Raw genomic sequence first — 12,858 nt, 5'->3', positions numbered from 1 at the left:
CTTAGGCCCCTCAGTCCCATTCCAGGCCGCCGCGCCGCCATACGTACGCGTATGCGACGAAGACGGTGAGCACGAAGAGCAGCATCTCCACGAGCCCGAAAACACCCAGGGCGTCGAAGGTGACGGCCCAGGGGTAGAGGAAGACGATCTCGATGTCGAAGACGATGAAGAGCATCGCCGTCAGGTAGTACTTGATCGGGAAGCGCCCGCCGCCGGCCGGCGTGGGGGTCGGCTCGATACCGCACTCGTAGGCTTCGAGCTTGGCGCGGTTGTACCGCTTCGGACCGATCAGCGTGGCCATGACCACGGAGAAGATCGCAAAGCCTGCCCCGAGGGCTCCCAGTACGAGGATGGGCGCATACGCGTTCACCGCTCCTCGCTCCTCTCAGTCGGCACTGACTGCTGGCGGGTTGCCGTGGGCCCACTTCCGCCCCACCTGTTCCATGAGCCCCGCTCGTCCCGGGCGAAGATCGAGAACATGTGAAGCAGGTCACAAGCCCAACTGCCTCGCATCTTATGCCCGCAGCTCTGTGATCTGCGACACGGGGTATTACACAAGCTTTGTGATCTCCACCACCTGGCGAACGATCATGAAGTCGGATGATCGGTGATCTTCGCACGCGAAGCGTTCAACTGATCACCAGAAGTGACATTTTCGCTCGTCATCGCAGGCCGGCGGGGTCGTCTCAATATCAAGAGAGTTCCCCTGCATGCAAATTGGTGTTGGACGAGACGTCCTGCTAGAGGATCCCGTTCACACGTCAGAGGGAGGCCCGGGGGCAGGTGTGGACGCGTGCACGCGTTCACGAGCTCGACGGTGCGCGAACCGCGCGCGAGACGCGGCCCTTCCGGTGACCGTTCCGTGACCTGCGCCACATTCGTGAGAGCCGCCTGGGAACCGGGCTTGGCCATCGACCCAAAGCGATGGTAGGTGCTGGGCAATTCGGGCGTAATGACGAAAGAGCGTGATCACGGGCTTGATCACGGACGTCCGCAATGTCCGTTACGGCGTCAATAAAGAACGACACGCCCGGCATTCGAGGTCTCGATTGAACAACTGTGGCGCAGCACACGTTTCTTGAAGATATGAAGGAGCCCCTGGTACCCGTTATTCCCATGTCCCACACCGCTCACATACGCAGCCACCGGAAGCCCCGCAACCGCAGTGCGTCGACGATCGCGATGCGGGCCGGAGTTGCGGGTGGCGTCCTCAGCCTGGCCGCCGCCGGCGCGTCGGCGTCGGCCTACGCCGACGAGCCTGTGACGCAGACCCTCGAACTGCCCACCCTGACGGCCGACATGGCCACCCAGGTCGCCCAGTCCGCTGACGCCACGCAGCAGGCCGCCGCGAACTACCAACTGCAGGCCGAGCGCGACACAGCCGCCGCAAACGCCGCAAAGCAGGCAAAGGCGGACCTCGCCGACGCCAAGCAGAAGGCCGAGGCCAGGAAGAAGGCCGCCGAGGACGCCCGCAAGGCCGCCGCCGCGCGCGCCTCGCGCAGCGCCGAGCGGACCACGCTCTCCACCACGGCGAGCACCGGCACCAGCACCTCCACGAGCACGTCCACGGCCACCGGTTCGGCCGCGGCGGTCATCTCCTTCGTGAAGGCGCAGATCGGCAAGTCCTACGTCCTGGGCGCCACCGGCCCCAGCGCCTACGACTGCTCCGGGCTCGTGCAGGCTGCCTTCAAGCAGGTCGGCATCAGCCTGCCGCGCGTCTCGCAGTCCCAGTCGACCGCCGGCACCCAGGTCTCGCTGAGCAACCTGCAGCCGGGCGACATCCTCTACTGGGGCAGCGCGGGCAGCGCGTACCACGTGGCGGTGTACGTGGGCGACGGCATGTTCGTCGGCGCGCAGAACCCGTCCACCGGCATCGTGGAGAAGCCGCTGTCGTACGACCCGCCGACCGGCGCGGTTCGGGTGCTCTAGGGGCACGAACGGCGCGCACGACGCCGTACAGCCGTACACACGTGAAGGGCCGCAGCCGCTCGGGGGCAGCGGCCCTTCAGGCTCTCCTGGCACGCTCGGCCGAGACCGGCCAAGTCGGTGTCGATCTGCTTTTCTTCGTGTACGACTGCCCCATTGGCGATGGTGTCCGACATATCGGACACGCCATCAACCCTGTGCTGGCTGTACCCCGCCCGGACCGCGTCGTCGTACGAGAGCAGGACAAGGACGGCGAGCCGCTCGTCACTACCTGGACCGGCTCTCCGGGCGGGAGCGCAGGGAGGCGCTGCGGCAGGTGGCGGACCGGCGGGACGAGGTGTCCGCCCGCCGGGCCGCCAGGACCGAGGCGCCGGCCGAGCGTGGACCTGAGTGCTGACCGGCCGTGGACCTGAGCGCTGACCGGCCGGGTCAGGCCTTCGGTGCCACCTTGCTCAGACCGTTGATGATCCGGTCCATCGCGTCGCCGCCCGTCGGGTCGGTGAGGTTGGCCAGGAGCTTCAGGGTGAACTTCATCAGGAGCGGGTGGGTCAGGCCGCGCTGGGCCGCGATCTGCATGACCTTCGGGTTGCCGATGAGCTTCACGAAGGCGCGGCCCAGCGTGTAGTAGCCGCCGTAGGTGTCCTTGAGGACACGCGGGTAGCGCTGCAGCGCCAGTTCGCGCTGGCCCGGCGTCGCCCGCGCATGCGCCTGGACGATGACGTCGGCGGCGAGCTGGCCGGACTCCATGGCGTAGGCGATGCCCTCGCCGTTGAAGGGGTTCACCAGGCCGCCGGCGTCACCGACGAGCAGCAAACCCTTGGTGTAGTGCGGCTGGCGGTTGAAGGCCATCGGGAGCGCCGCCCCGCGGATGGGGCCGGTCATGTTCTCCGGGGTGTAGCCCCAGTCCTCCGGCATGGACGCGCACCACGCCTTCAGGACCTCCCGCCAGTCCAGCTCCTTGAAGGAGTCGGAGGTGTTGAGGACGCCCAGGCCGACGTTCGACGTGCCGTCGCCCATGCCGAAGATCCAGCCGTAGCCCGGCAGCAGGCGGTCCTGCGGGCCGCGGCGGTCCCACAGCTCCAGCCAGGACTCCAGGTAGTCGTCGTCGTGGCGCGGGGAGGTGAAGTACGTACGGACCGCGACGCCCATCGGGCGGTCCTCGCGGCGGTGCAGGCCCATCGCCAGGGACAGGCGGGTGGAGTTGCCGTCGGCGGCCACCACCAGTGGCGCGTGGAAGGTGACTTCCCGCTTCTCCTCGCCGAGCTTGGCCGTCACACCGGTGATGCGGCCGGTGCGGTCGTCGACGATCGGGCCGGAGACGTTGCAGCGCTCGTACAGACGCGCCCCCGCCTTCTGGGCGTTGCGGGCCAGCTGCTCGTCGAAGTCGTCGCGCTTGCGGACGAGTCCGTAGTTGGGGAAGGAGGCGAGATCCGGCCAGTCGAGCTGGAGCCGGGAGCCGCCGCCGATGATCCTCAGGCCCTTGTTGCGCAGCCAGCCGGCCTCCTCGGAGATGTCGATGCCCATCGACACCAGCTGCTTGACGGCACGGGGGGTGAGGCCGTCGCCGCAGACCTTCTCGCGCGGGAACTCGGTCTTCTCCAGCAGAAGCACGTCGAGGCCGGCCCGGGCGAGGTGGTAGGCGGTCGTGGAGCCGGCTGGCCCCGCGCCCACGACGATCACATCGGCGGTGTGGTCGGAGAGGGGCTCGGTCACGACGGGATCTCCCCAAGGTTCGAAATCTGCGTGCCGACCGGCACTGGACATGGGCAGTCTATTCAGCACGATTGATCACCGGCTGAAGGGCTGCCCCCGTGAACCGAGCTCTCCCCGCAGTACGGCTGCGCGTGCCCACCCACGAGGACGCGTTTGTCTGGCACCGGGTCTTCGCCGACCCGGACGTCATGGAGTTCCACGGCGGCAGGGCCGCGGAACTGTACGTCTACGAGGAGCTCACCGCCCGCCAGCGCCGGCACGACGCCGAGCGCGGTTTCTGCCTGTGGTCCCTGCTCGACGAGTCCGGCGAGGTCATCGGATTCACGGGCGCCCAGCCGTGGGAGCGGGAGTGGGGGCCGACGGGCGAGACCGAGATCGGCTGGCGGCTCGGACGGGCGCACTGGGGCAAGGGGTACGTCACCGCGGCGGCGCGGGAGACCCTGGAGCGGCTGCGGGCTGCGGGCACGCCGAGCGTGGTGGCGATGGTGGACGCCGGCAACGAGCGCTCCATCGCGGTCACCCGGCGGCTGGGCATGCGCCGGGCGGAGGCGTACGCGAGGCCGGAAACGCAGGGGCGGAAGTCGCGTGAGGTGCTCTGCTACCGACTCGACTTGTGACTAAGGGTAGTTGACTGTCACAGAAAGACACCAAACGCTTCCGGGTGGAGCATGCCGGAGTTACCCTTCGGATACCGCTGGGGGTGACATCTGTGCGTATAACACCCAAAACGCCTGAAACGCGTGTGCCACGGCTCGTCGGCCTGATGGCCGTGGACGCGCGCCAGACGGCCCAGGCGTGGGGCCTGTCCCTCAACGCGCCGGACCGGCCCGACTTCCACCTCACCGTCGTCGACTACGTCGTACGCCAGTACCCACAGCCCGGCGCCGAAGTGCCGCGGGACTCGATGGTGTACGTGTGGTTCGACCTCGGCGACGGCGAGGGTGGCGGAGGCGTGCGCGAGCCGCGTATCCCGAAGCCGCCCCGGAGCGGGCTGCAGCGCGAGCTCGACGAACCCGGGAACGCCTTCGAGGTGATCAGCTCTCCTTGAAGCCCCGGTGCAGGGCCACCACGCCACCGGTGAGGTTCCGCCACGCCACCTTCGACCAGCCCGCCTTGCGCAGCCGCTCGGCCAGCGCGGGCTGGTCGGGCCAGGCGCGGATGGACTCGGCGAGGTAGACGTAGGCGTCCGGGTTGGAGGAGACCGCCCGGGCGACCGGGGGCAGGGCGCGCATCAGGTATTCGGTGTAGACCGTCCGGAAGGGCGCCCATGTCGGGTGCGAGAACTCGCAGATCACGACGCGCCCGCCGGGCCGGGTCACCCGGTACATCTCGCGCAGCGCGGCATCGGTGTCCTGCACGTTGCGGAGCCCGAAGGAGATCGTCACCGCGTCGAAGGTGTCGTCCTTGAAGGGCAGCCGCGTCGCATCCCCCGCCGTGAAGGGCAGCCAGGGGTTGCGCCTCTTGCCGACCTGGAGCATGCCGAGGGAAAAGTCGCAGGGGACGACGTACGCGCCCGTCTGCGCGAAGGGCAGCGACGAGGTGGCCGTGCCCGCCGCCAGGTCCAGCACCTTCTGCGCGGGGCGGGCGTCGACCGCCGTCGCGACCTCCTTGCGCCATCGCCGGTCCTGGCCGAGTGACAGCACGTCGTTCGTCAGGTCGTACCGTTCCGCCACGTTGTCGAACATCGAGGCGACTTCGTGCGGCTGCTTGTCCAGGGATGCGCGGGTCACGGCCCCATTGTGGCAGCAGGGGGTGCGACGCCACGGCAGCGGCCCACGCATCCTGACGCAACCGGTCCACGCGTCATCACGGCAGCGGCCCACGCATCCTCATGGCACCGGCCCACGCGTCATCACGGCAGCAGCCTCGGCTTCTTCTTCGCCGCCACGTCCTCCACCCAGCCGCACAGCAGGACGAAGACCGCGATCAGGACCCAGCCGATGCCGAACATGAACCACTGGCTGTCCAGCGGCAGGTACTTCTCGAAGGCGGGGACGTTCCAGAACTGGTCGATCAGCGGGACGGCCAGAATCAGGGCGATCTCGTGCCAGAGGTAGATCGTCACGGCGCGCGCGTTGAAGACCGTGACCGTCCGGTCCAGCCGCCGCAGCCGGGTGAGCCAGGCGAAGTCGATCCGGAAGTACGCCTTGGCCCACATCAGGAGCATGACGAAGCCGGCCGACCAGAAGGCCTGCGCGAGCGGGTTCTCGTCCAGGTCGTAGGTCCCGAAGTCGGCCTGGTGCGAGAAGGCGTACCAGCCGCCGTACCCGATCGCGGTGAGCGAGAGCACGACCACCAGGGCCGGCCTCATCCTCCGCAGCACGCCGTCCCGGTGGGCGAAGCCCAGGATCCAGCAGAAGAGGTACGTCGACAGGTCCCACAGGGCGCTGCCCAGCCGGTTGTCCGGTCCCGACCAGACGAAGTTCAGGACCAGGATCGGCGCGAGGGACAGCACCAGCACCGGGACCGGCGCCTTGCGGAAGATCCACAGCAGGGCCGGGGAGAGGAGGACGAACCAGAGGTACGTCCGCAGGTACCAGAGGATCTCCCAGGCCTGCTCGCCCCAGGCGTTGCCCGGCGGGTCGCCGAGCGGCACGACCCAGTAGACGATCTGCCAGCCCGGTATCCAGTCGTGGATCAGCATCGCCAGGACGACGAAGAAGCCCCAGAACCAGAAGGGGGGCAGGAGCCGCCGCAGCCGGCTCTTCACCACCTTGAGCGCCGGGCGCTCCAGGGACTTCGCCATCAGCGTGCCCGCCAGGCCGAACATGATCCCCATGGAGGGGAAGACCATGCCGCACCAGGCCCACCCGAAGGTGTGATAGGTGACGACGCGGATGAGGGCGACGGCCCGCAGGGTGTCGAAGTAGCGGTCGCGTCCTGCCGGCCCCGGCTGCGAGGGTGCTTCCGCCTGAGGCAGCCGGGCGGTGTCCGAGAGGGCCTCCGGCGCTGAGGGCACGGCGGTAGCGGTAGCGACCGCCACACCGTCCGCGGCGATCCGCGCAGACCCGCCCTTGCGATGCGAACCCATCTCAGCTCACCCCCGCCGGTGTCCCGACCTCGCCGGTCCGCTTCAGTTTCTGCCAGCGCAGGCGGCCGCCGGTGAGGGCGGTGATGGTGGAGTGGATGAGGACGAGGTACATCATCTGGCGGTAGGCCAGCTGCTGCAGCGGCATCATCAGCAGGTACCGGTACTTCTCCCGGTCCAGGCGGAAGGCGTACGCCGCGCACACCAGCTGGATACCCAGGACCGCGAGCCAGGCCAGCAGCGCGGCCTGGAAGTCGATGAAGACCATCGAGTAGACGGTGAACACGTCGATGAGCGGGGCGAAGACCGGCGTGACGATCTGGAAGACGACCACCAGCGGCATGCCCACGCGGCCGAATCGACCCGAAGGCCCCTTGTCCGTGAGGGACTTGCGGTGCTTCCAGAGCGCCTGCATGGTGCCGTACGACCAGCGGTAGCGCTGGGACCACAGCTGCTTGAGCGAACCGGGCGCCTCCGTCCAGGCCTTGGCGTGCTCCTGGTACACGACCCGCCAGCCCGCGCGGTGCATGGCGATGGTGATGTCGGTGTCCTCGGCGAGGGTGTCCTCGCTCATCCCGCCGACCTCCAGCACCGCTTCGCGGCGGAACGCGCCGATCGCGCCCGGGATGGTCGGCATGCAGCGCAGCAGGTCGTACATGCGCCGGTCGAGGTTGAAGCCCATCACGTACTCGATGTGCTGCCAGGCGCCGATGACCGTGTTGCGGTTGCCGACCTTGGCGTTGCCCGCGACCGCGCCGACTTCCGGATCGGCGAACGGCTGCACCAGCTGCCGTACGGTGTCCGGCTCGAAGACGGTGTCTCCGTCCATCATCACGACGATGTCATAACTGGCGTTGCGCACACCGTTGTTGAGGGCGGCCGGCTTGCCCGCGTTCTCCTGACGGATGACGCGGACGTTCGTCATGCCGAGGGACCAGGCCGCCTCGTTCGCGATCTCGGAGGTGTTGTCCGTGGAGCCGTCGTCGACGACGATGATCTCGATCGGATGGGTGCTCTGCGCCAGCGAGGCAAGGGTGTTGGCGATGCACTCCTTCTCGTTGTACGCCGGGACGATCACGCTCACCGGCCGGGTGACCGGCGGCCCCCAGCTGAACCGACGCTTGTTGCGCTGTCCGTAGTGGCGCCGGGCGAGAATCAGCATCATCCCGAAGCGGCCCATGACCGCGATGCCCACGACCAACAGCCCGACCGACAGGGCGGGCACCGTCCACTCGGCGACGGCGACGGCGACGATGAGGGCCTTGCCCTCGTACAGGGTCGCGCCGGTGGCCGTGCGATGGGCCGCCTGGAGACGGGACTTGGCGGAGTTGCCGTTCGGGCCGCTCTGACCGCTCCGGCCGCTCTGACTGTTCTGGCTGCCTTCGCCGTTCGGCGCGGTGCCGCCCGGTCGGCTGCCGGTCGCGCCCGCCGCGCCGGCCTCGGCGGCACCCGTCCCAACGGCACCCGCTCCAACTGCGCCCGTCCCAGCGGCACCCGCCCCAGCCGCGCCGGCCTCGGCGGCACCCGCGGACTGGCTGCCCGTACCCGTGGCGGCCTGCCGGGCCGCCACGCTCTGCTTCTGTATGACACCGCTGATGGTGGTGAAGGTGTAGCCCTTCGCCTTCATCCTCTTGATGTACTGCGGCAGCGCCTTGATGGTCTGCGAGCGCTCGCCGCCCGCGTCGTGGAAGAGGACCGCCGCGCCCTTGGTCCCGCTGGGCGTGGCCCACTTGACGATCTTCGAGACGCCCGGCTTCTTCCAGTCGTCGCTGTCGGTGTCGACGAAGACGCTGGTGTAGCCGTCCTTGCCGAGCTTCTTGTAGACGGGCCAGCTGTAGTTGTCGATGGCGTCCGTCTCGGAGGAGTACGGCGCGCGGAACAGGGTCGTCGTGATGCCCGCCGCGCCGGCGAGGGCGAGCTGCGTCTGCTGCATCTCACGGTTGACGCGGGCGCTGCTCTGGTACGACAGGTCGACGTGCGTGAAGGTGTGGACGCCGACCTCGTTGCCCTGGTCGACCATGGTCTTCACGATGTCCGGGTAGCGCGACACCATCGAGCCGACCAGGAAGAACGTGCCGGGCACGTCGTACTCCTGGAGGATCTTGAGGACCTGGGGCGTCCAGGTCGGGTTGGGACCGTCGTCGAAGGTGAGCGCGATGGTCTTGGCCGGCACGGAGACGGTGCTCGCCCGGCCGCCGCGGAACCTGAGAATCGGGCCGCCGTTGAGGATCTTCTTCGGCACGTTGCTGGAGCTGGCTCCGGTGCGCACCCGCTGGTCGCCGCCGACCTCGGCGCGCAGATAGCCGTCGAGCAGCATCACGCAGGTCAGCGCCAGCAGGAGCAGCAGGGCGAGGATGACACGTGGTTTCTGCAGCGCCGCGGCCTTGCCCGCCGCCCGCTCCATGCGGGTGGGGGCACGCCGGCGGCCGCGTGAGGACGTCGGTGTAGTCATGAAGGTGGCCTGCGTTCCGGTCAGTTGGCGTCCGCGGACGCGGACGCGGACGAGGACGGAGACAGGGAGGCGGTGCCCGTGGGCCGCGCCGACGGGACGCCGCTCGGCAGGCCGGCCTGGCGGCCGACGCCGCCCTGCGGCCGGAGGCCGGGTGCGTTGCCGCGCCCGCCGTTGCCGAAGGGAATCAGCGAGGACGGGGTGAGCGAGGTGCCCCAGCCCATGAAGGCCGCGCCCAGCACCCCCGCGTAAGCGATGCAGACCACACCAATGAGCAGTCCGAGGCGGCGCAGCACCTTCGACCGGCGTCCGGAGGAGTCAACGAACACGGGCCCCTCGGCGGACCCGTTGCCATATTTGCGCTGGCGACCGCGCCCGGCGGCGCGACTTTCGATGGCGGGTTCGGATTGCATTCCTCGGATATTAGAGAGTCTCCATGTGCCCGTGTGCGGTGTTCTTGTGAGAGACCCATGAGAGACGCCTTAACCTGTCCTTTCCCTTAGAGATTCTATGAATACCTGCGCTGCTCCCCGGAGAGCGGAAACAACCGAAAATCCCTTTTCGCTCCGCCCGGTTGGCCGGAATTGCGACACACTCCCCGTGGATTCCCTGTGTATTCGTCGAATGAATGAACATCGCGTCCGCATGAGACGTTTTCCTTTTGAATCAGGCTTTGTTTCGGACCTGAGACACAAATCACGAGAGCGGGTGCATGCGCAATGAGGAGTTTCCTGAGGCCGGTGACCGGGCTTACCTGCCTGTTTGCCATGGCAGTGACGGGATGCTCCGCGAACTCCGACGCCATGTCGGACGCGGCGCCCGCGGCCCCGGAACGGACGGCCTCCGGGACCCCGCAGGCAGTGGAGGCGGCCACCTCGTACGCCCCCTACGTCAGCGCCACGGAGGCCGCCGACACCGATTCCGCGGGCTCGCCGACGACGTACAACCTGGCCTTCGTGATCTCCGGCGGCAGCAGGTGCACGCCGAAGTGGAACGGCACCGAGGCGATCACGGACTCGTCGGTCAAGTCCCGTATCACGAAGCTGAAACAGGACGGCGGCACGGCCCGCGTCTCCTTCGGCGGAGCGTCCGGGAAGGAGCTGGCGACGACCTGCTCCAGCGCGTCGAAGCTCGCCGCCGCCTACGCCGACGCGCTCGACGCGGCCGGCTCCTCGCAGGCCGACTTCGACATCGAGGGCGACACGCTGACCGACTCCGACTCGGTCGCCCTGCGGTCGGAGGCGATCGCCCTGCTCCAGAAGGAGCGGCCGGACCTGGAGGTCACCTTCACGCTCCCGGTGATGCCCGACGGACTCGATTCGGACGGACTCGCACTGCTGGAGTCCGCCAACGACCACGACGTCCAGGTCTCCAGCGTCAACATCATGACGATGAACTACAGCGAGTCGTACGACGGCGACATGGGCGACTACGCCCTCACCTCGGCCAAGGCCGTCCACACCCAGCTGAAGAAGGTATTCGGGCTGTCCGACGCGGACGCCTGGCGGGGCATGGCGCTCACCTCGATGATCGGCGTCAACGACGTCGCGGGCGAGACGTTCACGCTCTCCGACGCGGCCCAGGTACGGAAGTTCGCCGAGGAGAAGGAGATCGCCTGGGTGTCGATGTGGTCGACGTTCCGGGACCAGCAGTGCGCGGACGACGACTCCTCGTCCGACGACTCTTCGTCCGACGACGCGGCGACCGACTGCAGCGGGGTGAAGCAGAGTTCGGGGGCGTTCGCGAAGGCGTTCGCGGGCTGAGCCGGCGTTCCCCGGACGAGTGGTGGCACATGCCGGGATCAGCGGCCGCGGTACACCAGCCGCCCTCCGATCACGGTCGCCACGCAAGTCCCGGCGCCGCGCCGGACCAGTTCGGCGCGGTCCGAGACGTCGAACACGGCGAATCGGGCGGGACCGCCCGGCACCAGCCGCGGCAGCAGGATCAGCGGGGTGGGCGACAGCGCCGCCGGGCCCGGGAGCCGGTCCGGCCGCTGTCCCACCGCGAGTCCGGCCCTGCGCACCGCGTCGACCACGGCCCGCGACCGCAGCTCACCGGCCACCGCCACCGTGCCGTGCGCCAGCATCCGTTGCACCCCGCGCCGCGCGCTCGCGCCGAGGCGGGCGGGGTCGGTGCGGAAGATCTCCCACGCCCGCTCCCCGCCGATGGGCTCGGTACCGAGGGCATCGGCCTCGCGCGGGTCCGGATGGTAGGTGGCCTCCAGCAGCTCCGGGCCGTACGGGTTCAGCAGTCCCGGCGTGAGGATGCCGGGCCAGCGCCGCACCCGCGCCCGCGGGTGGGCGGCGGCCAGTTCCTGGTACGGGCCGACGGCGGCGACGGACGCCCCATCGACCAGTACCGCCGCCTCGGGCGACTGCTCGGCGACGTGAAGTGTCAGCACGGAACCCCTGATCGGTCGGCTCTGGTCGGCTCTAGTCGGCTCTGGTCGGCTCTAGTTGGACGCGAGCAGCTTCAGCTCGGGATGTGCCGTGCCGCCCTCGATCGCCGTCGACGAGATGTGCGACATCACCCGCTCGTCGACGGGGTCGTTCGCCGGGTCGTCGTGGACGACGAGGTGCTCGTACGTTGTCGAGCGCTGCGCCGGGACACGCCCCGCCTTGCGGATCAGGTCGATGATCTCCAGGCGGTTGGAGCGGTGCTTGGCACCGGCCGAGGAGACGACGTTCTCCTCCAGCATGATCGAGCCGAGGTCGTCGGCGCCGTAGTGCAGGGACAGCTGGCCGACCTCCTTGCCCGTGGTCAGCCAGGAGCCCTGGATGTGCCGGACGTTGTCGAGGAAGAGGCGGGCGATCGCGATCATCCGCAGGTACTCGAAGAGCGTGGCCTGCGTGCGGCCCTTCAGGTGGTTGTTCTCGGGCTGGTAGGTGTACGGGATGAAGGCCCGGAAGCCGCCCGTGCGGTCCTGCACGTCCCGGATCATCCGCAGGTGCTCGATGCGCTCGGCGTTGGTCTCGCCGGTGCCCATGAGCATCGTCGACGTCGACTCCACGCCCAGCTTGTGCGCGGTCTCCATGATCTCCAGCCAGCGCTCGCCGCTCTCCTTCAGCGGGGCGATGGCCTTGCGCGGCCGCTCCGGCAGCAACTCGGCACCGGCGCCTGCGAAGGAGTCGAGACCGGCCTCGTTGATCCGGGTGATGGCCTCCTCGACCGACACCTTCGAGATCCGGGCCATGTGCTCGACCTCGCTCGCCCCCAGGCTGTGGATGACGAGCTGCGGGAACTCCTTCTTGATGGCGGCGAAGTGCTTCTCGTAGTACTCGACGCCGTAGTCCGGGTGGTGCCCGCCCTGGAACATGATCTGCGTGCCGCCCAGCTCCACGGTCTCCGCGCACCGGCGCAGGATGTCGTCGAGGTCGCGGGTCCAGCCCTTGGCGGTGTCCTTGGGGGCGGCGTAGAAGGCGCAGAACTTGCACGCCGTGACGCACACGTTCGTGTAGTTGATGTTGCGCTCGATGATGTACGTCGCGATGTGCTCGACGCCCGCGTAGTTGCGGCGGCGCACGGCGTCGGCGGCGGCGCCGAGCGCGTGCAGCGGGGCGTCGCGGTAGAGGACGAGCGCCTCCTCGGGCGTGATGCGTCCGCCCGCTGCGGCACGGTCGAGGACGGCTGTGACATCAAAAGACGTGAGGTCGGCCTTCTCGGTCACCGGAGCGTCCCTTTCGTCAAGGGTTAAAGATGGACAGTGCGCGAAGCGCTCGAAACAAGGGTGGTGGTGGGAGAC

General features: G+C 68.7%; 12 protein-coding genes and 1 pseudogene. 5 read left to right on the top strand and 8 right to left on the bottom strand.

The annotated features are described in order from the left end of the window. Positions 1-10: 10 nt before the first annotated feature. Positions 11-370 carry an NADH-quinone oxidoreductase subunit A gene (locus ACIPSA_RS39965; RefSeq protein ID WP_007383963.1) on the bottom strand — a complete coding sequence of 120 codons (360 nt, stop codon included), beginning with the start codon at positions 368-370 and terminating at the stop codon, positions 11-13. Between the two features lie 746 nt (positions 371-1,116). On the opposite strand from ACIPSA_RS39965, the gene ACIPSA_RS39960 reads away from it, so the two are divergent. Beyond that, positions 1,117-1,929 (top strand): C40 family peptidase, encoded by an 813-nt coding sequence (locus ACIPSA_RS39960; protein WP_402644168.1) that lies wholly within the window; start codon positions 1,117-1,119, stop codon positions 1,927-1,929. Between the two features lie 110 nt (positions 1,930-2,039). Next, positions 2,040-2,323 (top strand): annotated as a pseudogene (locus ACIPSA_RS39955) (peptide deformylase); the annotation flags it as partial. A gap of 32 nt (positions 2,324-2,355) precedes the next feature. Here the strand turns inward: ACIPSA_RS39955 and ACIPSA_RS39950 are convergent. Beyond that, a complete protein-coding gene (locus ACIPSA_RS39950; protein ID WP_402644165.1) occupies positions 2,356-3,690 on the bottom strand; it encodes a geranylgeranyl reductase family protein in 1,335 nt (444 codons plus the stop codon). Positions 3,691-3,737: 47 nt separating this feature from the next. Between ACIPSA_RS39950 and ACIPSA_RS39945 the strand changes: the two genes are divergently transcribed. Continuing rightward, a complete protein-coding gene (locus tag ACIPSA_RS39945; RefSeq protein WP_402644163.1) occupies positions 3,738-4,256 on the top strand; it encodes a GNAT family N-acetyltransferase in 519 nt (172 codons plus the stop codon). 125 nt (positions 4,257-4,381) lie between these two features. Further along, positions 4,382-4,687, top strand: coding sequence for a PASTA domain-containing protein (locus ACIPSA_RS39940; RefSeq protein ID WP_402644161.1), 306 nt, complete (start codon positions 4,382-4,384; stop codon positions 4,685-4,687). Here the strand turns inward: ACIPSA_RS39940 and ACIPSA_RS39935 are convergent. From ACIPSA_RS39935 to ACIPSA_RS39920, 4 genes are all read right to left on the bottom strand, one after another. After that, positions 4,674-5,369: a demethylmenaquinone methyltransferase gene (locus ACIPSA_RS39935; RefSeq protein ID WP_402644159.1), complete on the bottom strand. Its 696-nt coding sequence runs from the start codon at positions 5,367-5,369 to the stop codon at positions 4,674-4,676. The two genes, ACIPSA_RS39940 and ACIPSA_RS39935, sit on opposite strands and share 14 nt — an antisense overlap. Positions 5,370-5,491: 122 nt before the next feature. Further along, positions 5,492-6,598, bottom strand: coding sequence for an acyltransferase (locus ACIPSA_RS39930; protein WP_402644156.1), 1,107 nt, complete (start codon positions 6,596-6,598; stop codon positions 5,492-5,494). Positions 6,599-6,671: 73 nt separating this feature from the next. Continuing rightward, on the bottom strand, positions 6,672-9,119 hold the full coding sequence (locus ACIPSA_RS39925; RefSeq protein ID WP_402644153.1) for a bifunctional polysaccharide deacetylase/glycosyltransferase family 2 protein: 2,448 nt from the start codon (positions 9,117-9,119) through the stop codon (positions 6,672-6,674). Between the two features lie 20 nt (positions 9,120-9,139). Then, positions 9,140-9,445 (bottom strand): hypothetical protein, encoded by a 306-nt coding sequence (locus ACIPSA_RS39920; RefSeq protein ID WP_402644150.1) that lies wholly within the window; start codon positions 9,443-9,445, stop codon positions 9,140-9,142. A gap of 390 nt (positions 9,446-9,835) precedes the next feature. Between ACIPSA_RS39920 and ACIPSA_RS39915 the strand changes: the two genes are divergently transcribed. Continuing rightward, entirely contained in the window at positions 9,836-10,879 is a 1,044-nt protein-coding gene (locus ACIPSA_RS39915) for a chitinase (RefSeq protein ID WP_402644147.1), read from the top strand. Between the two features lie 38 nt (positions 10,880-10,917). On the opposite strand, the gene ACIPSA_RS39910 is transcribed toward ACIPSA_RS39915, so the two are convergent. Together ACIPSA_RS39910 and mqnC are read right to left on the bottom strand one after the other, a co-directional pair. Continuing rightward, positions 10,918-11,517: an imidazolonepropionase-like domain-containing protein gene (locus ACIPSA_RS39910; protein ID WP_402644146.1), complete on the bottom strand. Its 600-nt coding sequence runs from the start codon at positions 11,515-11,517 to the stop codon at positions 10,918-10,920. A gap of 51 nt (positions 11,518-11,568) precedes the next feature. Next, positions 11,569-12,783 carry a cyclic dehypoxanthinyl futalosine synthase gene (gene mqnC / locus ACIPSA_RS39905; RefSeq protein ID WP_402644144.1) on the bottom strand — a complete coding sequence of 405 codons (1,215 nt, stop codon included), beginning with the start codon at positions 12,781-12,783 and terminating at the stop codon, positions 11,569-11,571. Between the last annotated feature and the right edge of the window lie 75 nt (positions 12,784-12,858).

The organism is Streptomyces sp. NPDC086549 (genome assembly GCF_044746205.1).
In the GTDB taxonomy this organism is placed as follows: domain Bacteria; phylum Actinomycetota; class Actinomycetes; order Streptomycetales; family Streptomycetaceae; genus Streptomyces.
Note: the sequence above shows the minus strand (reverse complement) of the source record. Positions and strands in the feature narration are given on the sequence as shown.

Coding starts and splice junctions, on each gene's coding strand:
- ACIPSA_RS39960 (WP_402644168.1), top strand. CDS start 1,117: ATGTCCCACACCGCTCACATACGCAGCCACCGGAAGCCCCGCAACCGC.
- ACIPSA_RS39950 (WP_402644165.1), bottom strand. CDS start 3,690: ATGTCCAGTGCCGGTCGGCACGCAGATTTCGAACCTTGGGGAGATCCC.
- ACIPSA_RS39925 (WP_402644153.1), bottom strand. CDS start 9,119: ATGACTACACCGACGTCCTCACGCGGCCGCCGGCGTGCCCCCACCCGC.
- ACIPSA_RS39915 (WP_402644147.1), top strand. CDS start 9,836: ATGAGGAGTTTCCTGAGGCCGGTGACCGGGCTTACCTGCCTGTTTGCC.